The following is a 23,574-nucleotide window of genomic DNA, read 5'->3' as shown; positions in this document are numbered from 1 at the left end:
CCACTGTCCGCCAAGGGCAACCCCGGGTATCAGGGCGCCCGCCAGCACAGGAACCCAAAGCAGCCTGCACGGACTCATGAACCGCTACCCGTTGCATCGTCGCCCTGTCGCCGGACCGGCATGTGCGCCTGGCCGGGGTGCTTCAGCGGTTCCAAGACCATGAAGAACTCATCGGACCGATAGGGTCCTGGCACCATTGGATGTGCGGGCCGCACGATGTGGGGCACAGGTACCTCCACGGTCCTGGCGGCCTGCCCCTGTTCCACGGTCCCGGCCATGGATACGCCCATGAGGCCGGCGAGGGCGATCAGGGTTACGCCCTTGATGAATGGATAGTTCATGCTTCATCTCCTGTGTCCTTGGGTCCCGTGGTCGGATCGTCAAGACGAATGCCACGGCGCTTCGACGTGCCGGCCTTGGTTCGGACCTTGTTGGGCGGGGTTGAGGTCTTCTTCTGCGGGGCAGCCCCCCGGGCCGGCTTGGCCTTGCGCGCGGCAGGCGTCCTGGCACGGGCTTTTGCAGGTTTTCCTTGCCGGCTATCCGCCGTCTGGCTCGGCACCTCCTCAACATCCCCGGTCCGGGAGTCAGCACCCTGCTCGGCAGGATCGGAGAACGGTGATGACCTCGCCGTGGCAGCGGGTGTCTCTGTCGTCGCAGGACCTGTCGCGTGCCCCGCACCACGGGTCCTGAAGAAGGCGAGGAGTCTGGGAATGGATTTCCATCCGATAACCAGCCACTGGCGCAGTCCATCCAGGGTCTCGGTGACGATGATGCGCAGATAGGCGATGCCGTATTCGAGGACCAGGCTCGCGATACCCTGTTTGCCCGGGGAAACGCTGCTGGTGCCCCCGGCGTCATGTCCCGGATACAGCGTGGCGACACCGCCGGGACCGGATGCGATGACGACACCCTCCTGCGCAGACCCGCCGCCGGCACAGAAGTAGCGGCGTGCGCTCAGGCAACCCAGAGGGATGACCACCAGGGTCAGCAGGGTGGAGACCAGCACGCCGAACATCAGCGAGATGGCCATCCCCTGGAAGATGGGATCGAACAGGATCACCCCGGAGCCAGCCACCAGGGCCAGTGCGGTGATCAGGATCGGACGCGTGCGGGTGGTGCAGGCCATGAGCAGGGCATCCCGTACCGGCACGCCATCGGCCACCTTCTGCTTGGAGAAGTCCACCAGCAGGATGGAGTTGCGTACGATGATTCCCGCCAGGGCGATGAAGCCAATCATGGAAGTTGCCGTGAACTCGGCATTCATGATCCAGTGCCCGGGAATGATGCCAATCAGGGTCAGGGGGATCGGTGCCATGACGATGGCAGGCAGCATGAAGTTGCCGAACTCCCAGACCACCAGCATGTAGATGAGGATCAGGGCGATACCGAAGGCGATGCCCATGTCCCGGAAGGTCTCCCAGGTCACAGTCCACTCGCCGCCCCACATGAACCCCGTACCGGTGCCTGTCTCGGGTACCGAGAAGAAACTGCCGCCCTGTTCAAGGCCGCCATCACCCGCGGACTCCCGCAGCAGGGCCTCCACTTCCAGCATGCCATAGATGGGGGCAGCGAGCCGTCCGGTCACCTCGGCAGTGACATACTCCACGCCACGCAGATCCTTGGTGTAGATGGGATCCTCTTCGTAGAACTCCACGAACCGGCCCAGCTCCGAGAGGGCCACTGTGCCCCCCAGACGGGTGCGCACGGGCAGGGTGGCGAGGCGGCCCAGTTCGGCCCGACGTGCCAGCGGCACCTCCATGACAATGGCCGCCGGTTCCAGGGAATGTGCCGTCTTCATGTCACCCAGACGATGTCCCCCCAGGGTGGCCTCCAGGGCCTGGTTGATATCCTCGATACGCACCCCGAGCCGTTGGGCGCGGTCCCGGTCCACCTGGAAATGCGTCCTCAGGGTGGCCTGTTGCAGGTAGCTGTCCACATCGGTGAGATTCGCCGCACGGGCAAAGGTCTCTTCCAGGTGAACGGCAAGCGCGCGTCGCTCGACGGGATCGGCACCATACACCTCGGCGACCACCGACTGGAGCACCGGCGGTCCCGGCGGCATTTCCACCACCTGGATACGGGCCCCTGCCGTGGCGGCGAGGGGGGTGAGCAGTTCCCGGGCGTGACTGGCGATCTCGTGACTGGAACGACGGCGTTCGGACTTGTCCGTGAGCTGCACCTGCAGTTCACCGAGCCAGGGATCCTGGCGCAGATAGTAGTGGCGCACCAGGCCATTGAAGTTGAACGGTGCGGCGGTGCCGGCATAGAGCTGAACCCCAGTCACCTCATCGATGGACAGCAAGGCCTGTGCCATGCGATTACCCCATTCGGAGGTGATCGGCAGAGCAGTGCCTTCCGGGAAGTTGATCACCACCGAGAATTCCGGCTTGTTGTCGAGAGGGAGCATCTTCACGCGCACGGAATTGGTGTAAAACAGCAGCGTGCACAGGAAGAACACCACCACCAGGGACACCAGAAACAGGTAGCCGCGCCGGCGGTCGTCGATGAGCGGGTCCAGGATGCGGTGGAAACCCCGCTCCAGACGCTCGGCCTGACGATGTTCGCTGGTCTCGGCCTGGTGCAGTTTCTCCAGGCTGGGCTTGAGACGCTGGGTCAGCCAGGGCGTGAACACGAAGGCGGCGAACAGGGATAGCACCATGGCCACCGAACCCAGCACCGGGATCGGCTCCATGTAGGGGCCCATCATGCCGCCGACGAAGCCCATGGGCAGCAAGGCCGCGATGACCGTGAGGGTGGCGAGCACGGTGGGGTTGCCTACTTCACGCACCGCATCCACGGTGGTCTCGGTATCCGGACTGCCCTTGATCAGCCAGCGACGGTAGATGTTCTCCACCACCACGATGGCATCATCCACCAGGATGCCAATGGCGAAGATCAGCGCGAACAGGGACACCCGGTCGATGGTGTAACCCAGCAGCCAGGCAGAGAACACCGTGCTGAGGATGACCACCGGGATGACCACCAGCACCACGATGGCGGCACGCAGCCCCAGGAACAGCCAGACCAGCAGCGTGACCGCGCCGGTGGCAATGAACAGCTTGACGATCAGTTCATTGACCTTCTGGTTGGCGCTCTGTCCGTAGTTGCGGGTGACGTGCACATCGACGTTGTCTGGAATACGCTGGCCCTGGATCTGCGCCACGCGCTGCAGCACACCGTCCACCACGGTCACCGCGTTGGAACCGGGCTTCTTGGCCAGTGCCAGAGTCACGGCAGGCACGCCGGCCTGCCCAGCAGGGCGGAAATCCATCACCATGTCCCGGGCCTCTTCGAGCCCGTGACGGATCTCGGCCACCTGTCCCAGGTAGACGGGCCTGTTATCGGAGACGCCCACCACCAGTGATTCCAGGTCCGATGCGCCGCGGATGAAGGCACCGGCATGCACTGCCTGCACCCGTCCATCCCGCTCGGAACTGCCGACGCGGCGCACTGTGTTGGCACTCTGCACCGCCTCGGCGATGGCAGGCGCAGCCAGACCAAATGCGGCAAGACGTTCTGGCTGCACTTCGATGCGCAATTCCTCCCGACGCCCGCCCACCACGAAGCCCTGTGCCGTGTCCGGGACCTCCTTGACCGCATGCAGCACATCCAGGGCAATCAGGCGCAACAGGTTGTCGTCCAGTTCCTCGGAGGTGAAGGTGAGAGTGACCACTGGGACGTCGTCGATGCCCTTGGCCTTGACCAGCGGCATGGACACACCGGGGGGCATGCGGTCCAGGTTGGACATTACCCGGTCATGGACCTTGACCAGGGATTCCTCCATACGCTCGCCCACATCGAACTGCACGGTCACCATGGCCTCGCCACGACGCGAGGCGGAGTAGGTGTGCTTGACCCCGGTGATCTCGCTCATGATGCGTTCAAGCGGTTCAGTGACTAGTCGCGAGACCTCCTCCACGCTACCGCCAGGATAGGCGACGAAAATGTCCACCATCGGCACGGAGATCTGGGGATCTTCCTGGCGCGGCGTGATGGCCAGCCCGATGAAGCCGATGGCCAGGGCCGCCATCAGCAGCAGCGGCGACAGGGGAGAGTGGATGAATTGTCTGGCCAGACTGCCGGCAATACCCGGGCTTACGGTGTCTTTGTTTTGATCTGTCATCGCGTCATCGCAGTGCAGTTGAGTCCATGGGGAGGTCCACGTCGCGCGCGGACCCTCAGTGACCGTTCACCACCCGGTCACCGGGACTCAGTCCCGAGAGCACCTCCACACGGCCATCGGCCAGCCGTTCACCCAGGCGCACCACCCGCAGACGCAGGCTGCCATCCGGGTCCTGGACCCTGACCGAGGGCAGGCTGCCGCGCTGGATGATGGCGCTCTGGGGGAGCAGAAGACGCTGATGGCTTCGGTCCATGGCAGAGGTCAGACGCAGTTCTGCCATCTGGCCCACGGAAGCAATCACATCAGCGGGAAGGTCCAGTTCGACGCGAACGGTCTGGGATCGGGTGTCCGCACCCGGGGCAATGCGCGACACCCGACCGTTCACCGTTGCACTCTGTCCATCCAGGCGCAGCCCAATCTCCTGACCCAGGCCGACACCGGCCATCAGACGCGTAGGCACATCCGCTTCCACCTTCAACCAGCGGGTGTGCGCGAGACCGAACAGGGCTTGACCGGGCTGCACGTATTCACCTGGTTCGACGTGGCGTTGGGTGATGACCCCCTCCATGGGGGCGACGGTCATGGCATCCGCGAGACGCACCTCGATCTCCCGCAGGCGGGCCTGAGCGGCGCTGATGGCGGTCTGGGCCTGATGCACCATGACGCTGCTGTCATGGAGATTGGCGTGGCGGTCCAGGAGCGGGTGGTGGTTGCCCAGCATGGTGTTGAAGCCGTTGCCCATCATGCTGTCCATGAGTCCGAACATGCCCGGAAACATGGAATTTCCGGAGCCCCGGGGGGAATAGATTTCGCGCATGTAATGGATCTGGCTGTTCTCGAGGACCGCCTGCGCATGGCGGATGGTGGCAATCTGCGCGTCGCGCTGGGCGAGCAGATCCTGATGGGAGACCACGGCCAGCAGGCTGCCCGGCGGCACCTGATCACCCGCCTCAGGCCCCACATGCAGGAGCGTGCCCGGCAGGCGCGCACGCAGGGTGATCTCCCTGAAGGGAATGACCCGACCATTGACCAGCGTGTGATCCGCGCTCGCCACGCTCTGCACCGTGAGCACCTCGCCCCGGGCGGAATGGACCATCAGGAAACCCACCACAGTGACAAAAAAGAGCGTCTTGGCCCCACATCGGCAGACGGTCTTCCACGAAAGTCCTTTGGGCGCATGCTTGGGTGTGCGCTTGTACATCACTTCACCTCCGGAGTTTTGCTGACAGCATCCGCGCCAGCCTCATCACACACCCGGTGCATGAGTTCGAAGCTGCGCACAAAGGCCTTGGCAAGCAGGGGGTTCTTGAGGATCTGGACGTAATCACCCCGGGCGAAGCAGAAACGGCGGGCACTGAAGGCCATGCCCACCTGCATCAAGCCCGGGGGGCAGGTGATCCATTCCTGCCAGAGCTCGGGGCCGGCGCGCAGATCCCAGTCCGGATGCACGCCGTCCGCGAGCGCAGTCGACACCGCCTCGATGCGGCCCTGCTGGACGTTCAGATAACCCTCGGGGCGGACCTTGCCCATGAACCCATAGGCAATTGAGCCGTTGAACAGGGCGGTCTCCAGGCTCCGGACCATATCGGTATCGGCATTCCAGATCCGCTGGTACTGCTGCATCCAGGTGGGGCTGAACAACACGTCGAGTCTCCTTGCAGATTTCGTTGTGGTGGCAATGCAAGGAGGGTGCCAATCAATAAGTAGATGATTAATAAGTAACTTTATTAATTTAACTGTGTTGCATGTTGCGGCGACCCTGCAACGAACGTGTTGCAGTTGGCAGCCAATCGGCGAGAGGAGAACAAAAAGGAGTATTGAATCGGGGCAGGAATTGTGACTACTCTGATTAATAGACGACTAAAACAGTAAAGCTCTGCGGAGGAGTTTGATGGACATACGTTCCCTGCTGCCGATGATGGAAGCGGTGGTGGCCTTTATCGACGAGGGTGTCGTCATTGCCGAACGCAGTGGAGAGGTGATCTACCAGAATCCGGCGTCATTCGAATTGCTCGGTATCGAGGGCGGTGTGCCGCTGGATCATCTGAAAAACATCCCCGGCATCAGCTTCAACAAGGAGATGCTGCGCGCCGCCATCGAGGCCGGTGAAGTGGATGCGGCGGGCAGACCCAGCGGGAACTTCCTCAGTTTCGAGATCCTGCGTGAACGCAACGGGGGCTTCACGTCTCTGCGCTTTCACAGCGGGCTGGTGGACCTGCCCAGTGCGAAGACGACACTTCGCCTGGTGCTGATCAGCGATATCACCGAGCGACGCCGCAAGGAGGTGTCCGGGAGCATCCAGGACGGCGGCATGGTCACCAATGACTCGCGGATGCGGGATGTCGTGACCCGAATCCAGCAGGTGGCGCCCACCACCGCGTCACTGCTGATCCTGGGTGAGTCCGGTACCGGCAAGACCAGGCTCGCCCGCATGGTGCATGCCCTCAGTGAAAGGGCCAGGGAACCCTTTGTCGAGGTCAATTGCGCCGCCATCCCGGAATCACTGATCGAGTCCGAACTGTTCGGGCACGTCAAAGGCGCCTTCACCGGAGCGCTCCATGACCGGGCAGGGCGCTTCCAGTCCGCACACAAGGGCACCCTGTTCCTGGATGAGGTCACGGAGATTCCCCTGAACATCCAGGCGAAGCTGCTGCGCGCCCTGCAGGACCAGGAATTCGAGATGGTTGGATCCGACAAGACCATCAAGGTGAACGTGCGTGTGATAGCGGCCTCGAACCGCAACCCCAAAGACCTGCTCGAATCCGGCAGCCTGCGCGCCGACCTTTATTACCGTCTTGCCGTGATCCCGTTGGAAGTGCCGCCACTGCGTGAACGCACCGGCGACATTCCCCACCTGATCGAACACTATCGCCAGGTGCTGGAAAACCGTGGCTATGCCAGCGATTTTCGCATCAGCCAAAAGGCCATGGGGGCGTTGCTGGACTACCCCTGGCCAGGCAATGTTCGGGAACTGGAGAACGCCATTGAACATGGCGTGATCTGCGCCGAGGACGGCGTGATCCAGGTGGACAGCCTGCCCAGTGACATCCAGCGACACTATGCGCACGCCACTGGACAAAACGCCGGCGCGAACGCGACGTTACCCGCTGACGTGGAATCCGACGTGGTGGATATCAGCAGTGAGAAAGACCGCATCCTGGAGGCGCTCGACGAGGCCGGAGGCAACAGGGCCCTGGCAGCCAGCCTGCTGGAGATCGACCGAACCACCCTGTGGCGCAGGATGGTCAAGTATGGCATCACGAATTAACTAGGCCCCCCCGCGCTCTGTCATCCCACAGGCGCACCTTCATAACCCTCCCTCATCCGACGCGCGCGTTGCAGGCCCCCTGCAACGCGCGCGTTGCATTCCAGCGTCTGCAACACCGGTTTCGACTCGCAGACGCCATCCATGACAGCAGCAGCAGATGGAACAAGAGATTCTAGAAAATTGATTTGAAAAGGTATTTTTGGATGCGATCGCATCCGCGCCATGCCTAACCCGGGTTTTGGCCCGTGCTTTGCATAAGTGTGCACAGGCGTCACAAAAACATAAACCTGACGCCCACCACACTGGCTGAAACACAACAGGTACTCCAGATGAAATTCAAGGCACTCACACTGATTGTCCCCGTGGCCCTGACGCTGAGCCTCGTATCAGGCACAGCCCTCGCCGAGGAAGGTCCCAGCAGGGGCGCGCTGCTAGCCGCCACCTGTTTCTCCTGTCACGGACCGATGGGTCAGAGCAACGGCAGCATGCCCAGCCTCGCCGGCTACCCGCGCGACGTGATGGTCTCCCAGATGCAGGCCTTCCGCGACGGCACACGCCCAGGGACTGTGATGCCCAGACACGCCAAAGGCTACACGGACGAAGAATTCGAACTGATGGCTGACTACATCGCCAACATGTAATAGCCATGTCCGAATCGAGGCATGAGACATGCGTCGATCCTGACAACACAACAATCAAGTTCACGAGGGGAAGACATACATGATGTCATCAGGTCGAAGAAGGTTTCTCAAGTCCATGGCACTTGGCGGTGCAACTCTGGGCCTCGGCAGCCTGGCCAGCCAGGCAAGTGCCCGCAATCATGCCAAGGCACACGTAATCGTCATTGGCGGAGGCACCGGGGGCGCAACCTGCGCCCGCTATCTCAAGCATTTCTCCCCCGCTATGCAAGTCACTCTGGTCGAACCCAGCACGGATTACGCCACCTGTTATGGCAGCAATTGGGTGCTCGGTGGTATCGCAGAGATGTCTGATATCATCCAGACCTACGATGGCCTGCGCGCCGCCGGCGTTCGCGTCGTACACGATCGTGCCACAACGATTGATCCGGAGCGCCGCACGGTCCGGCTGGGTGGCGGAAATACCCTCAATTACGATCGTCTGGTGGTGTCTCCAGGCATCGATTTCCGCTGGGAGAACGCGGCGGAAGGCATGACCGCGGCCCACAGTCAGGACATACCCCATGCATGGAAGGCGGGTCATCAGACCCGTCTGCTGCGTGCCCAGCTCGAGGCCATGCCCGATGGCGGCGTGTTCGTGATGGTCGCACCCGGAAACCCCTTCCGCTGCCCCCCCGGGCCGTACGAGCGGGCCAGCATGGTCGCCCACTACTTCAAGACGCACAAGCCAAAGTCCAAGATCATCATTCTCGACAACAAGGAGAATTTCTCCAAGCAGGGTCTGTTCCTGTCGGGTTGGAAGGAGCTCTACGGCGATATGATCGAGTGGGTGCCCAGCACCAAGGGCGGGCAGGTAGAACGCATCGACACCGCTACTCTGACTGCGTTGTCAGATGGCGGTCTGAACGAGTTCAAGGCCACCGTGCTCAACTACATCCCCCCTCAGAGGGCTGGCGACATAGCGGTCAATGCCGGGCTGACCAACGAGACAGGCTGGTGCCCGGTCAACCAGCTGACCTTCGAGTCCTCGATCCACGACAACATCCATGTCATCGGCGATGCCAGCATCGCCGGCGCCATGCCCAAGTCAGGTCATTCGGCCAACAGCCAGGGCAAGGTAACGGCCGTGGCGGTCATACGAGCATTCCTCGGTCAGGACATGGTCGCTCCATCCACGGCCAACACCTGCTACAGCCTGGTCGCGCCGGATTACGGGATCAGCGTGGCCAACGTCTACAGTTTCAAAGAAGGTTCGATTCAGGCAGAGCAGGGCGGTGGTGTCAGCCCGGCGGACGCAGCAAGGGGTGTGCGTCAGCAGGAAGCGATCTTCACGCGGGGTTGGTATGCCAGCATCACCAGGGACACCTGGGGCTGACGCCAACACATACAGAGCAACCCGGCAAGCAAGGCGATTGTCCTGACCTCCTCTAGGCATCGTCTCCCATGTGCCGCCCTTCGGGGCGGCCTTTTTTAGGCTTTCCTCAGGTACGCCCATGGTCAAGCACCAGAACCTGACAGGTACGAGGGCCTCAACCTTGAGATCGATCAGGCGCCGTTCCAGAACTGGAGTGCTTCCGTTCGCGCTGTTCGTCACACTCACGGGCGGACAGCTCATTGCCGACACAGATCCCTATCTGAGCGCCATCGAAAGGGAGGCAAGTGTCCTGGATACACCCGCCAATGCCCAACGACTGGACCCCACCGATACGCGACCGGCAAGTGTGCGCGCCAGGGATTTCATGACCCCGGGCATGGGCCTTGAGGATTTCGAGGCGGAACTGGAACGACGTTTCCCCGGAACCAGCATGATATACAAGAGCCTCGCCGGAGACATTCGGCTGACGATTTATGAAGGCTACAGACAGGACAACCGGATTGCTGTCATCCGGCGCCAGATTGCCTATTCGATGTAAAGGAGGTCTGACCATGAAGCATGCCGCGATTCTGCTCGGTCTCTTATTCTGGTCTGCAAGCGCGCAGTCCCAATCTCAATCTCTAGATTATCCGGTGGGCATTGCACCCGATCTTCCCTACGTGGATGTATCACATGGACAACAGCAGATAAGGGTTCAGCGCATTCAGGACGAAACACACGTCATCACCGGGAGCTATGCGCGCACATCGCGGCATTGCCCACCATTTTGCATCAATCCGATCCAGGTGGCTCCCGATGTCAAGACCGTCGGCGAGTTGGAATTGCTTCAGTTCGTTTCCCGAGGCGCTGGTCCGGAAAAACAACTGCTGATCGATGCGAGGACACAAGCATGGTACGAGCGCGGCACGATTCCAGGCTCCATCCATATTCCCTTTACCGCATTCCTCGAGAGCGAAGACACTCAGGCATTCCAGGGGCTCATGGCACAGCTTGGCGTCATTCCGCGCGTGGCGCAGACATCCTGGTGGTCGGGGCTGCTGGACAGGCTGAGCGGACTTATGAGCCGTACAGCATCAGCCAACGAGGGTCGCTGGGATTTCAGCGACGCAAAGGAACTCATGCTCTGGTGCAATGGCCCCTGGTGTGACCAGTCTCCCAGGGCCATCAGGGCACTGCTGGATATTGGCTATCCGGCGGAAAAGCTCTACTCCTACCGTGGAGGGATGCAGATGTGGCAGTTGTTCGGTCTCACCGTCATCATCCCGGAGAACCAGTGAGGCTTCATTCCTATCTCCCACACACCGCACCCATTCATCTGGTCAGCTGATAGAATCCATCATCCCCAGAGATCACTCCGCCGCAGCTGCCAGTGACGGTCATAGGGGCTGCACGCGCTGGCCGTCACACTTTGCGTGGGAGCCCGGTCACAGAATGGAAGGTCGGTTCACAGCCTGTCCGTAAATCGCAGCATCTCATCCTCAGTGCCCCCCCAAACGCATTTCTTCCCGCTAGCCTCCCTCTCAGTGTCCGACGACCGACTGACTGACTGAAGACACCGCAGGACCCGCATGCAAAGCTGTGACGCCGATCTCTGCACAAGGGTCCTGATCACTGCCAGAGTGACACTGCAAGCTGACCTGATGATTGGGCATCGCCCGGGAGATACAAACATGTTTACACGGAAGATCACACGGACTGTCGTTACCACCGCCGCCTTCTTCATCATCGGTTCCGTCTATGCCAGTCAGGGTGAGGCGGAACAGTTCCAGCAACTGGCCGCTCTGGACAGCTCGACCCAGGCGATCCACTCGGAAATCAGCGTGCCCTCCGGCCGCAGCGCCCTGACGCCGGGCCTGGACAGGAACGCCTTCGAACAGGAACTGAGCGAGCGCTTCCTGGGCACCCATCTGCTCTATCAGAAACTCTCCGACGAGGCCAGGGATGCGGTCTTCGTGCTCTACCAGGAGGACAACCGCATCGACGGCATCCGTCGCATGGTGGCCTACTCGCTTTGAACGTAAAGGATGCGGCATGAAGGGACAGGCGTGTCATAGTCAGCAAAGGCGGCGGCCTGCAGGCCGCCGCCTCATGCCTGACTCCTGACGCCTCACTCCTTACGCCTACAAAACCACTTCCTCATCACCCGCCGCATTGATGCCCCTGCGGATCAGCAGGGTTCCGCTCTGACGATACAGGTCGGTGAGGGCCTGGCGATGGCGGATCAACGCCTCCACTTCCTCCAGCTGGCTTTCCAGCAGATCCCGCTGCGCCTGGGCCAGCGCCAGGGCGGTTCCTGTGCCCACGGCGAAACGCGCCTGCTCCGCGCGCAATACCTCTTCCTGCAACTCGCGGGTCACCTTCGTGGCATTGATCTGTTCACGGGTGCGTTCCGCCTCGAGCCAGGCCGTCTGCACGTCCAGTGCGGCGAGCTGCGCCAGGTTGGCCACGGCCTCCAGGGCCTGCTGGCGACTCAGGCGGGCCCTGCGCGTCTCCGCCTGGGCGGCCCTGTTGCCGAAAGGCGTCTCGAAACGCAGGCCCAGACTGTAGTCATAGCCGGGGCCATCCAGATCCCGCCAGGCACGGCCGAAGGCATCGGCATAGCCGGACTCGCCCAGGGTGATGAACAGATCCAGACGCGGCAACAGACCCTGTCGCGTGCGGATGACCTCCAGTTCGCCGCGCCGGGCGCGGATGCGGGACTCATTGAGATCCGGCCGCAACTGCCGGGCCAGCCGCACGTGCAGGTCCACCGGATCCAGCACGCTGGTGGAGATCTCCGGACGCTGCTCCAGTTCGATGCGCGTATCCCAACTGGCACCGGCGGGGTTGACCAGCTGCAACAGGCGCATGCGCGTGGTGGCCTGCTGGGCCCGGGCATTGATGAGTCCCTGGCGTCGCAGGGCCACCTCGGCAAGCGCCGCGGTCTCCTCGGTCTCGGCGCGCTGACCGACGCGGATGCGGCTGCGGGTATCGGAGAGCTGCTGCTCGGCCACGGCCAGGGCCTCGGCGAAGATCTCCGTGCGGCGGCTCGCCAGTACGAAGTCCCAGTAGGCGCGCTCCACGTCCGCCACCAGGGCCTCGGCGAATCCGCGCAGCTCGTACTCCGAGGCCAGGGTATCCAGCTCGGCCTGGCGCAGACGGGCCAGGTTGGATTCCATGCGTGCACCGCGCAGCAGGGCCTGGGTCAGGGTGATGCCGGCACGGGCGCTGAACTGGTCGTCATCGAGTCGGCTGGAGCCGCTGCGCACGCTTCTCAGACTGAGCTCCACCTGGGTACCGGTGGGAAACTGCTGACGCACGCCGGCCTCGAGAAGATCCCGATCCGAGGTCACGAGATCGACTTCCTCGACCTCCACCAGCTGCCTGACCACCCGATCACCCGAATGGCTGGCCTCGGCAAACAGCACCGGGTCGAACACCGCGCGCTCGGTGGCCTCGAAGGTGCCGGTGATCAGCGGCCGCAGCTGCTGGATGGACAGCGCCCGGTTGTGACGCAGGGCCAGGAACACCGCGTTCTCCACGGACAGCGACAGGGTCTCGCTATCGCCGGTCACTGGCGACCAGCCCTCGGGGATATCCAGCCTCAGCCCCTGTCCACGCACGCCATCGGAGGCCACCGGACTGCCCTTGTCCAGGCGCAGTTCCTGATCGTCCACCCGCGGTGCGTTGATATCCACGGCGCGGGTCTCGATCTGGCTACGCCCGGCATCACCGGGACGCGACGCGCTGCCGGTGTCCTGCGCCATGGACAGGGCAGGGAGGCACAGCGCACAGAGCAGGGGAATCAGGCGTTGGTGCATGGGGCTTGTCCTTGTTCTGTGCGTGGCCGGTCGCGATGGAACAGGGTGTAGAGCGCCGGGATCAGCAGCAGGGTGATCAGGGTGGAACTGAGCAGCCCGCCGATCACCGCACGGGCCATGGGCGCCTGGGCCTCGCCGCCTTCTCCCACACCCAGGGCCAGGGGGATCAGGGCCAGGATGGTGGTCAGCGAGGTCATCAGGATGGGACGCAGGCGCCGGCGTCCGGCCTCGCGCACCGCGTCCATGACCGCCCAGCCCTCGTCCCGGTGCAGGCGCGCGCTCTGATCCACCAGGAGGATGGCGTTGTTCACCGCAATGCCCACCAGCATGATCACGCCGATCATGGACTGCACGTTGATGGTGGACTCTGTGGCCAGCAGCAGGCCCACCACACCGATGAGCGCCAGGGGCACGGACATCATCACGATGAGCGGATCGCGCAGGGATTCGTACAGGCTCGCCATGACCATGTACACCAGGGCGATGGCCATGATCAGGGCGATGGACAGTTCCGTGAATGCGCGCTGCTGTTCCTCGAAATCACCGGCAAAGATCACGTCCACGTTGCGGGGCAGGGGCAGGTCCGCGATGCTGGCACGCGCATCCGCCACCACGGAGCCGAGATCCCGCCCGGCGATGTTGGCAGAGACGGTGTTGATGCGCTGCTGCTCCTTGCGCTGGATGCTGGTGGGCCCGAGGCCCATCTCGAAGCTCACCAGGTTGCGCAGGGACACGGGCTCGCCACCGCGCCCGGGCAGGGTCAGCTGAAGGATGTCCTCCAGGGTGAGACGGTCGGCGTTGTTGAGCTGCACCAGGATGCGGGACTCCGTGCCCGCGTAGCGGAATTCACCGGCGCTTGCACCGCCCAGGGCGGTCTCGAGCGTGCGCGCCACCTGCGCCACGCTCACGCCCAGGTCCGCGGCCCGGGCCCGATCGATGCGCACCATCTGCTGGGGCAGGCCATCGTCCCGGCCCAGGCGCACGTCGGTGATGCCTTCTACCGTGCGCAACCTTGCCGAGACCTCCTGGGCGATCATGTCCAGTTGTGCCAGGTCGAAACCGCGCACCTCCACGGTCAGCCGTTCGCCGTCCTCGCCACCCAGGCCTCGGATCACCATGCCCTGGCTGGCACGCACGCGCACCGTGGTGCCGGCAATGCCGGTGAGATGGCGACGCAGCTCGGCGGCGATCTCCTCGCTGGAACGGCTGCGCTCGGCTAGCTCCGTGAGACCCACCTGGATGCGTGCGGAATTGTTGGGACCCACGCTGACGATGGTGCTGCGCAGCTCCGGCACCCGCTCCAGCAGGATCTGCTCGATGCGCACCACCTGGGCGTCCAGCACCTCGAGCCGGGTCCCGGCCTCCATCTCGATGTTGACCCGAATCTCACCCTCATCGGTGGGCGGCATGAATTCGGTGCCCAGACGGGGGATCAGCGAGAGCGCCACGGCAAACAGGCCAATGCTCAGCATGATGATGAACCAGCGCTGGTTCTGGCTGCGCTCGAGCAGGAAAAGGTATCCGGACTCGATGGCCTCCACCAGCCGGCGCGCGGTGCGGCCCAGCGCGGCCACCGGCGCGATGCTCTGGTGCGTGGCGATGGTCAGGCGTCGGCCCATGAGCATGGGCACCAGGGTGAGCGCCACCAGCAGGGAACAGAACAGCGAGAAGGCCACCACGAAGGCCAGCTGCTTGAACAGGATGCCCGCCAGGTCCTGGGCGAAGAACATGGGCATGAAGATGGCGAGCGTGGTCAGGGTACTGGCGATGATGGCGGCAGAGACATCGCCGGTGCCATGGACTGCGGCATCGAGCGGGGCCAGGCCGTCTTCCGTGCGCCGGCGGGCGATGTTCTCGATCACCACGATGGCGTTGTCCACCATCAGACCGACGCCCAGGGCCAGGCCGCCCAGGGTCATGAGATTCAGGGTGAAGCCGCCGAAATAGATCAGCCCGAAGGTGGCGATCACCGAGACCGGGATGGCGGTGGCGGCCACCAGGGTGAAGCGCAGGTTTCTGAGGAAGAACAGCAACACCAGCAGGGCGAGACTGCCACCATAGAGAATGGAACGACTGACGTTCTCGATGGAGCGTTCGATATAACGGGCATTGTTGATGGGCACCGTGATGCTCAGCTGCGGGAAGTCCGCGTTGAGTCGGCGGATCTCCTGCTGCACGGCACGGGCCACCTCCACGGTGTTGGCGTCCGACTGCTTGCGCACCGCCAGGCGCACACCCGGTTCACCGTTGATGCGGATGATGCGGGTAATGCGCTGGTGGGTATCGCGCACCTGGGCCACCTGGTGCAGGGTGATGGGTGCGCCGTCACGCACCGCCACCACGGTGGCGCGCAGTTCCTCCAGGCTCTCGAACTCGCCAGGCGTGCGCACGCGCAGATCCAGACGCCCCTGGACGATCTCGCCGGCAGGCACGTTCACGTTGGCATCCCGGATGGCATTGCGGATGTCCTCCAGGCTCAGGCCCAGGGCCTGCAGGCGTTCCGGGAAGACCTCCACGCGCACCTCGCGCTCCAGACCGCCCCAGATGTCCATGGCCGCCACGCCGGGCACCCGCTCCAGGCGCGGACGAATCCGGTCGTCGATGATCTGGCGCATCTCCAGGGGATCCAGTCGCCCGGCGATGCCCACCAGCATCACCGGCGACATGGCAGTGTCGAACTTGCGCACCCGGGGTCGATCGGCGTTCTCCGGCAGGCGGTTGACGATGCGCTCGAGACGGTCGCGCACATCGTTGGTGGCCTCGTCCAGGTTCGCGCCCCAGTCAAAGGAGATCCGCACGCTGCTGTTGCCCTCGGAGGAGGTGGAGGTGATCTCCAGTACCCCGGGCACCGCGGCGACCACCTCCTCGATGGGCCGGGTCACCAGTTGTTCCACCTCTTCCGGGCCGGCGTTGGCATAGCTGGTGGTGACGGTGATGGTGGGGTAGGTGATGTCCGGCAGCAGATCGATGGGCAGACGCGACAGGGCCATCAGCCCGAGGGTGACCACGATCAGGGTCACCATCACGGTGAACACCGGACGGGGGACGGTGAAGCGGGCGACGTTCATCGACGGGCGCCCCGGCCGTCCACCTGCTCGGCGTCCACCACGCGCACCCGGCCACTGTCACTGAGCAGGTGATGGCCCAGGGTCACCACACGGCCTTGCAGCTCGGGACTGCGGATCTCCACCCAGTCGCCCTCACGCACCCCCGTGCCCACCGGCACGAAGCGCGCCAGGGGCGCCTCGCCGGATTCATCCAGCAGGAACACACCCGGCGCCCCCTCCCGTTCCACCAGGGCGTCCAGGGGCACGACCGTGGCATTCTCGACGCGGCTCACCTGGATGCTGGCCTCCACGAACATACCCGGTCGCAGGCGCAATTCATCATTGGGCACGCTGATCTCCACCCGCGCCTGCCGCGAGGTCTCACGGAACTCCGGCGCAAGCCGGGAGAGTGCGCCGGTGAATCGCTCTCCGGGATAGGCCTCGGCACGCAGGATCGCCTCCTGCCCCGGGGCAAGACGCGCGTAGTCACGCTCGGTGACGAACACGACCGCGCGCAGGGGATTGGGCTCCACCAGGGCCAGCACTGGGCTGTTGGCCTGGAGAATGACGCCCTCGTCGGCGTAACGTTCGGCCACCAGGCGCTCGGTGTCATCGCCGTGCCACTGGGCACGCAACTCCGTGTAGGACAAGCGGATCTGCGCCCCGGCCAGGGCCGCCTCCCGTTGCTGGATCTGGGAACGGGCCAGCTCCAGACGTGCCGCCTGGGCCTGGACCTCGGTCTCTGCCGCCTCCAGTTCCGACTGTGAAGCGACCCGCTGGGCACGCAGTTCCCGGGTGCGCACCAGGGCGCGCCGCGCCGCCTCCAGGGAGGCCTCCGCCTCGGCCAGCCCGGCACGGGCCACCGCCAGCTCAGCCCGGGACTGCTGCAATTCCTGCTCGAAGGCATCGGTGTCCAGTCGCGCCAGCAGATCACCCCGGCGCACGGTGTCGCCGATATCCACGAACACGCGGTCAAGCCGTCCCGCCACGCGGGGTGTGATCTCCACCCGGCTGGCGGCGACCAGGGAACCGGTAAAGCGCAGCACCTCGCGCATCTCCCGGCTCTCTACCTCCGCCACCGTGACCGCCACCGCCCGCGAGGAACCCTGCACGGCGCCGGGCGCGGCGCCCGGCGCCGAGGCATCGGGGGTCTCGGGGGCATTGAGCCACCATAGGACAGTGGCAAAGGCGACGAGGAGCAGGGCGGGGAGGATCAGTTTGTTCATGTTATTCGTTTCGTTTGTTGGTCTGCGTTATGACCCTGAAGCCGCCGGCCAATTCGGCGGTACTGCGATCCAGGATGGCCTTTTTTGCCTGGTCATCTCCGGCTTCCCTGTCCCGGTCCTCGCCGGGACGCTCGTCTTGCTCCTGCTGGGTTGAATCTGCGCTATTGTCCACTTCGAAAAGCCTCCACGGTGTTGGGACGGCGTACATAACATTTAACGCATCAGCTGCAGGCCTGGTTGACCCCGGCATAAATCACACACGGGATGCGACCGATTGGCTGCGCGGATGTTCACTGATTGTGCCAGAGCATGGCGCGGCCAGGGACAGGTCAAACTGTCCGGTGATGAGATGTCATGTGAGGGGAAATGCTCAGGGCAGGGCGCCCGGGTGCTCCTGCTGGGCCTCGACCACCGCCAGGGCGGTCATGTTGACCAGGCGACGCACCGAGGCCGTCTCCGTGAGGATGTGCACCGGGCGGGCGGCGCCGAGCAGGATCGGGCCCACGCTGACACCCTCGCCACTGGCGGCCTTGAGCAGGTTGAAAGCGATGTTGGCGGCATCCACGTTGGGCATGATGAGCAGATTCGCCTCGCCCGTGAGACGGCATCCCTGGTAAAGGCGCTCGCGCACCTCCTCGCGCAGGGCGGCATCGGCCTGCATCTCGCCGTCCACCTCCAGGTCCGGGTCCAGGCGTTCGATCATGGCGCGGGCCTCCGCCAGCTTGCGTGCCCCCGGGTAGTGCTCGCTGCCAAAGCTGGAATAGGAGAGCAGGGCGACCCTGGGCGTAACACCGAAACGGCGCACCGCGTCGGCCGCCATGAGCGTGATCTCGGCAATGGTGGCGGCGTCGGGGTTCTCGTTGACGTAGGTGTCGCTGATGAACAGGGTGCGACCCGGCAGGAGCAACACGCTCATGGCGGCGAAGTGATGCCGCCCCGGGGCACGGCCGATGACATCTGAGACATGCTGCAGGTGATGGGAGAGCCGCCCGGTGACGCCGCAGATCAGGGCATCCGCATAGCCGTGGCGCAGCAGCATGCAGCCGATCAGGGTGGTGTCGCTGCGCATGAGTTTCTTGGCGATGTCCGGCGTGACGCCCCTGCGTCCCAGCAGTTCGTGGTAGTCGGTCCAGAGCGGCCGGTAGCGCGGGTCGGAATCCGGGTTGACCAGTTCGAAGTCCTTGCCCGGCTCCAGCTGCAGACCGATGCGCTCGATACGCATCTGCACCACCTCGGGCCGGCCGATGAGGATCGGGTGCGCAAGCCCTTCCTCCAGCACCGTCTGCACCGCGTGCAGCACCCGCTCGTCCTCGCCCTCGGCGAACACCACGCGCCGGGGCGCGAGCTTGGCCGCCGCGAACACCGGCTTCATGACGAAGCCGGACTGGTAGACGAAGTTGCTCAGGTGATCCCGGTAGGCCTCCAGGTCCTCGATGGGCGTGGTGGCCACGCCCGAGTCCATGGCCGCCCTGGCCACCATGGGTGCGATCTTCACGATCAGGCGTGGATCGAAGGGCTTGGGAATCAGGTAGGTGGGACCGAAACGCAGGTTGGTCTCGCCATAGGCCTGGGCCACCACGTCGGAAGGCTGGGCGCGGGCCAGTTCCGCCAGCGCGTGCACGGCGGCCACCTTCATCTCGTCGCTGATGGTGCGCGCCCCCACGTCCAGGGCGCCGCGAAAGATGAAGGGGAAACACAACACGTTGTTCACCTGGTTCGGATAGTCCGAGCGCCCGGTGGCGATCAGGGCGTCCTGGCGCACCTTGACCACCTCTTCCGGCAGAATCTCCGGATCGGGATTGGCCAGGGCCATGATGAGCGGGAAGGGGGCCATGCGCGCCACCATCTCGGGCTTGAGCACACCGCCGGCCGAGAGCCCCAGGAAGACGTCGGCGTCCTGGATCACCTCAGCCAGTCCGCGGGCCTCGGTGCGCTTGGCATAGCGGGCCTTGTAGGGGTCCATCTCCGCGGTCCGCCCCTCGTAGACCACCCCCTCGATGTCGGTGACCCAGATGTTCTCCTCGGGCAGCCCCAGGGTCACCAGCAGGTCCAGGCAGGCCAGGGCGGCCGCACCGGCACCGGAGGTGACCAGCTTGACCCGCTTCAGATCCTTGCTGGCCAGGGTCATGGCATTGAGCACCGCCGCCGCCACCACGATGGCCGTGCCGTGCTGGTCGTCGTGGAACACCGGGATATTCATGCGCTCCCGTAGACGGCTCTCGATCTGGAAGCATTCAGGGGCCTTGATGTCCTCCAGGTTGATCCCCCCGAAGGTGGGCTCCAGGGCCGCGATCATCTCCACCAGCTTGTCAGGGTCGCGCTCGTTGAGCTCAAGATCGAACACGTCGATATTGGCGAACTTCTTGAACAGGACCGCCTTGCCCTCCATCACCGGCTTGGCGGCCAGGGGGCCGATCTGCCCGAGCCCCAGCACCGCCGTGCCGTTGGTGACCACACCCACCAGGTTGCTGCGGGCCGTCAGCCGCGCCGCCTCGGCGGGATTTCCTGCAATGGCCCGGGAGGCGGCCGCCACGCCCGGCGAGTAGGCCAGGGCCAGGTCCCGCTGGTTCGTCAGCCCCTTGGTGGGTACAACGGCGAGTTTTCCCGGGGTTGGCAGGGCGTGGTAGTCGAGCGCCGCCTGGTCGAGGGTGGTCTTGTCCATGGGGCCGCCTTGTCGGGTATCCGGCGTGAATGAAGTGGGCAGCACCTGCATGCTGCGCACCGCGTACCCTGATTATGTGTGATGGCGGGGATTTGCACACAAAAGGCGGGCGCGAGGCTTGCGATTGAGCCGTGACACAGGTGCGTCATCTCAGAGAAGAACATGAAAAGCGGGTGAAGAAAATTAATTAGTTATCTATAAACATAAAGATACGCAACATACTTTATGCAGAATATACGTCGCGCAGCCTGCCAGTGAACCAGCCAAAGAGGCTCAGGGAAGGGAGTACTGCCACATGGAAGCCATCCGTACACATCTTGCATTTAACATAATATACATTATGCGAACTCTTATGGGTCATCCATGTTAGGCTTAACGCCATCCTTGGTCAGCGCCCACAAGGAGGTTTCCATGTCCCTGGATCAACTGTTCATGGCCCTGGTCCTGCTCGGCCTGCTCATGCTCGCCGGTAAATGGCTCCGGGTGCACGTCGCCCTGTTCGGCAAACTGTTCCTGCCCAGTGCAATCCTGGGTGGCGCGCTTGGCCTATTGCTGGGTCCCCAGGGCTTCGGCGCGCTCGCATCCCTGTTGTCCGGTGACGAATCGAGATTCGCCACCGGACTGCTCCCCCAGGCCAGCCTGGAGATCTGGTCCGGCCTGCCGGGTCTTCTGATCAGCGTGGTGTTCGCCGGACTGTTCCTGGGCAAGACCATCCCCGGCCCCAGGGCCATCTGGCGCCGGGCCGGCCCCATGGTAGCCCACGGCCAGACCCTGGCCTGGGGCCAGTATGTCATCGGCCTGTCCCTGGCACTGCTGCTGCTGACCCCGGTATTCGGCGTCAGCCCCATGGCCGGCGCCCTGATTGAGATCGGCTTCGAGGGTGGCCACGGTACGGCCGCGGGCCTGGCGGGAACGTTTCGAGAACTCGGCTTCGAAAACGGCGCGGACCTGGCCCTGGGGCTGGCCACCGTGGGCGTGGTGGCCGGTGTCCTGCTGGGCACGATCCTGGTCAACTGGGGTGTGCGCAGCGGCCGCCTGGATATCGAGGAAGCACAGCGCATGGATACGGAGCGCTTCAGCGACCACGACGAGCGGGAATCCGTGCCCCGATTTTCCCGGGCCCGCTCCATCGATCCGCTGTCCATCCACCTGGGTTTCTTCGCCCTGGCCATCGCCATCGGCTGGCTGATCCTGCAGGGACTCATCTGGGTGGAATCCGTCACCTGGAATCGCGGCGCTGACGGATTGGCCCTCATGGAGCACATCCCGCTGTTCCCGCTGGCCATGGTGGGTGGCGTGCTGGTTCAGGTGGCGCTCATGCGCCTGGGACATGCGAAATCCCTGGACCGGGGCCTGGTCAACCGCATCTCCGGCGCCGCCCTGGACGTGCTGATCATCTCCGCCCTGGCCACCCTGTCGCTGGAGGCCGTGGGCAGCCACATCTGGACCTTCCTGATCCTCGCCGTCGCGGGCATCGCCTGGGCCCTGTTCGGTTTCCTGGTGCTGGCGCCGCGCATGTTTCCCAAAGACTGGTTCCCCATGGGCCTGGCCAACTTCGGCCAGGGCATCGGCATGACCGTGATCGGCCTGCTCCTGGTGCGCATGGCCGACCCGGACAACCGGTCCGGGGCCATGGAGAGCTTCGGCTACAAGCAGCTGCTGTTCGAGCCGGTGGTGGGCGGCGGCCTGTTCACGGCCCTGTCCCTGCCCCTGATCTACCACTTCGGCGCCCTGCCCATACTGATCCTGTGCAGCGTGCTCATGCTGGGCTGGCTGGTATTCGGGTTTTGGGTCTTCAGACCGGAGAAGGCATCATCTTCGACTTAAGCTCGGTTTCCCCAATGGCGCCGTGCCGCCGTGAGTTCCTTGTCGATCGGTGCGTACAGCCGGGTCACATGCAATACTTCAATGCAAATCCGGACACCCTTTCAGAGGCGGAGCATCCACCATGGGTATGACGTGTTGTGCGCCACACGCCGCCGCAAGCGGCATCAATCCCTGTCACTGTGGCGCGCCCCATACCCAGGCCGCCTTCCAGCGCATCGACGCCGACCTGACACGTCGGCAGTTCCTGGGCGGTGCCGCCGCCGTGCTGGGCATGTTCGCGGGCTTCGGTCTCGCGCCCCGTGAGGTCCGGGCCCAGGCACCGGGCCAGCCGCTGCTGCTCACCCATCTGCGCCTGTTCGACGGCGAGACGCTCTCCCTGCGGGACGACGTGGACATCCTGATCGAAGGCGGGCGCATCGCCGCCCTGCCCCGCCGCGGACAGCGCCCCGCCGACACCCAGGTGATCGACTGCGGCGGACGGGCGGTGATCCCCGGCCTGATCGACGCCCACTGGCACGCCACCCTGGCGGGTGTGAGCCAGATGGTGGCCATGACCGCCGACGTGGGCTTTCTGCACCTGATGGCGGGCCGCGAGGCGGGCGCCACCCTGATGCGCGGCTTCACCACGGTGCGCGACGTGGGCGGACCGGCCTTCGGCCTGAAGATGGCCATCGACCGGGGCGTGGTCAGCGGCCCGCGCATCTTCCCCTCCGGGGCGATGATCTCCCAGACCTCCGGACACGGCGATTTCCGGCACCTGCACGAGCTGCCACGCATGCCCGGCACGCCGCCCAGTCATATAGAGGCCAGCGGCGTGGCGGCCATTGCCGACGGGGTTGATGAAGTCCTGCGTCGCACCCGGGAACAGCTCATGAAGGGCGCCAGCCAGATCAAGATCATGGCCGGCGGCGGCGTCTCCAGCCTGTACGATCCCCTGGATACGGCCCAGTTCCTGGAAGAGGAAATGCGTGCCGCCGTGCGTGCCGCCGAGGACTGGGGCACCTACGTGTGTGCCCACGTCTACACCCCCACGGGCATCCAGCGCGCCATCCGCGCCGGGGTCAAATCCATCGAGCACGGTCAGCTGGCCGACGAGGACACCGTGCGCATGATGGCGGATGAAGGCGTGTGGTGGAGCATCCAGCCCTTTCTGGACGACGAGGACGCCAACCCCAAGAGCGATCCCGTCTCCCGGGCCAAGCAACTCCAGGTGTCGGAGGGCACGGTCCGGGCCTTTGAACTGGGCCGCAAGCACGGCGTACCCATGGTCTTCGGCACCGATATCCTGTTCAGCGCCGCCGGAGGCGCCAGCCAGGGCCGCCAGCTCGCCAAGCTCGCCCGCTTCATGTCGCCCCTGGAGGCCCTGCACATGGCCACCGGCGCCGCTGGCAGACTGCTGGCGCTGTCCGGTGAACGTGCCCCTTATGACGGTCGTCTTGGCGTCATCACCGAAGGGGCGCTGGCCGACCTGCTGGTGGTGGACGGCGACCCGGAAACCGACCTCAGCTGGCTCGATGAACCGGCGGACAAGTTGCGCCTGATCATGAAGGGCGGGTCCATTTTCAAGAATACTTTGTCCTGAGAGGGGCCTCCGTAATGCATTAGAGT

At 64.3% G+C, this 23,574-nt stretch carries 16 protein-coding genes; 8 read left to right on the top strand and 8 right to left on the bottom strand.

Translation table 11 applies throughout. The annotated features are described in order from the left end of the window. Positions 1–74: 74 nt before the first annotated feature. From TGR7_RS08730 to TGR7_RS08715, 4 genes are all read right to left on the bottom strand, one after another. Positions 75–341, bottom strand: a complete 267-nt coding sequence (locus TGR7_RS08730) for a hypothetical protein (RefSeq protein ID WP_012638307.1) — start codon at positions 339–341, stop codon at positions 75–77. Continuing rightward, entirely contained in the window at positions 338–4,123 is a 3,786-nt protein-coding gene (locus TGR7_RS08725; RefSeq protein ID WP_012638306.1) for an efflux RND transporter permease subunit, read from the bottom strand. Before TGR7_RS08725 ends, TGR7_RS08730 begins: the two co-directional genes overlap by 4 nt. A 55-nt stretch (positions 4,124–4,178) precedes the next feature. Continuing rightward, positions 4,179–5,219 (bottom strand): efflux RND transporter periplasmic adaptor subunit, encoded by a 1,041-nt coding sequence (locus TGR7_RS08720; RefSeq protein ID WP_187148392.1) that lies wholly within the window; start codon positions 5,217–5,219, stop codon positions 4,179–4,181. A 104-nt stretch (positions 5,220–5,323) separates the two neighbouring features. Then, positions 5,324–5,767: a hypothetical protein gene (locus TGR7_RS08715; protein ID WP_012638304.1), complete on the bottom strand. Its 444-nt coding sequence runs from the start codon at positions 5,765–5,767 to the stop codon at positions 5,324–5,326. 247 nt (positions 5,768–6,014) lie between these two features. Between TGR7_RS08715 and TGR7_RS08710 the strand changes: the two genes are divergently transcribed. From TGR7_RS08710 to TGR7_RS08685, 6 genes are all read left to right on the top strand, one after another. Beyond that, on the top strand, positions 6,015–7,391 hold the full coding sequence (locus tag TGR7_RS08710) for a sigma-54 interaction domain-containing protein (RefSeq protein WP_012638303.1): 1,377 nt from the start codon (positions 6,015–6,017) through the stop codon (positions 7,389–7,391). Positions 7,392–7,720: 329 nt separating this feature from the next. Continuing rightward, complete coding sequence (locus TGR7_RS08705) at positions 7,721–8,032, top strand: c-type cytochrome (protein ID WP_012638302.1); 312 nt, start codon at positions 7,721–7,723, stop codon at positions 8,030–8,032. 79 nt (positions 8,033–8,111) lie between these two features. Continuing rightward, positions 8,112–9,404: an FCSD flavin-binding domain-containing protein gene (locus TGR7_RS08700; RefSeq protein WP_041441366.1), complete on the top strand. Its 1,293-nt coding sequence runs from the start codon at positions 8,112–8,114 to the stop codon at positions 9,402–9,404. A gap of 118 nt (positions 9,405–9,522) precedes the next feature. Beyond that, complete coding sequence (locus tag TGR7_RS08695; protein ID WP_012638300.1) at positions 9,523–9,942, top strand: hypothetical protein; 420 nt, start codon at positions 9,523–9,525, stop codon at positions 9,940–9,942. Between the two features lie 13 nt (positions 9,943–9,955). After that, a complete protein-coding gene (locus TGR7_RS08690) occupies positions 9,956–10,681 on the top strand; it encodes a rhodanese-like domain-containing protein (RefSeq protein ID WP_012638299.1) in 726 nt (241 codons plus the stop codon). A gap of 393 nt (positions 10,682–11,074) precedes the next feature. Continuing rightward, positions 11,075–11,419: a hypothetical protein gene (locus TGR7_RS08685; RefSeq protein ID WP_012638298.1), complete on the top strand. Its 345-nt coding sequence runs from the start codon at positions 11,075–11,077 to the stop codon at positions 11,417–11,419. Between the two features lie 105 nt (positions 11,420–11,524). On the opposite strand, the gene TGR7_RS08680 is transcribed toward TGR7_RS08685, so the two are convergent. The 4 genes from TGR7_RS08680 to TGR7_RS08660 form a co-directional block, all read right to left on the bottom strand. After that, on the bottom strand, positions 11,525–13,204 hold the full coding sequence (locus TGR7_RS08680) for a TolC family protein (RefSeq protein WP_012638297.1): 1,680 nt from the start codon (positions 13,202–13,204) through the stop codon (positions 11,525–11,527). Further along, positions 13,189–16,272, bottom strand: coding sequence for an efflux RND transporter permease subunit (locus TGR7_RS08675; RefSeq protein WP_012638296.1), 3,084 nt, complete (start codon positions 16,270–16,272; stop codon positions 13,189–13,191). The genes TGR7_RS08680 and TGR7_RS08675 overlap by 16 nt, the downstream gene beginning before the upstream one ends. Then, entirely contained in the window at positions 16,269–17,477 is a 1,209-nt protein-coding gene (locus TGR7_RS08670; RefSeq protein ID WP_012638295.1) for an efflux RND transporter periplasmic adaptor subunit, read from the bottom strand. The genes TGR7_RS08675 and TGR7_RS08670 overlap by 4 nt, the downstream gene beginning before the upstream one ends. 370 nt (positions 17,478–17,847) lie before the next feature. Then, positions 17,848–20,139, bottom strand: a complete 2,292-nt coding sequence (locus TGR7_RS08660) for an NADP-dependent malic enzyme (RefSeq protein WP_012638293.1) — start codon at positions 20,137–20,139, stop codon at positions 17,848–17,850. 411 nt (positions 20,140–20,550) lie between these two features. On the opposite strand from TGR7_RS08660, the gene TGR7_RS08655 reads away from it, so the two are divergent. Both TGR7_RS08655 and TGR7_RS08650 read left to right on the top strand, forming a co-directional pair. After that, entirely contained in the window at positions 20,551–21,966 is a 1,416-nt protein-coding gene (locus TGR7_RS08655) for a sodium/glutamate symporter (protein WP_012638292.1), read from the top strand. Positions 21,967–22,087: 121 nt separating this feature from the next. Next, the gene (locus TGR7_RS08650) at positions 22,088–23,548 is read left to right on the top strand and encodes a metal-dependent hydrolase family protein (protein ID WP_012638291.1); all 1,461 of its coding nucleotides are present in this window, start codon (positions 22,088–22,090) and stop codon (positions 23,546–23,548) included. Positions 23,549–23,574 lie beyond the last annotated feature (26 nt).

Origin of the sequence: Thioalkalivibrio sulfidiphilus HL-EbGr7 (genome assembly GCF_000021985.1) — a bacterium.
GTDB classification, from domain to species: Bacteria; Pseudomonadota; Gammaproteobacteria; order Ectothiorhodospirales; family Ectothiorhodospiraceae; genus Thioalkalivibrio_A; species Thioalkalivibrio_A sulfidiphilus.
Note: the sequence above shows the minus strand (reverse complement) of the source record. Positions and strands in the feature narration are given on the sequence as shown.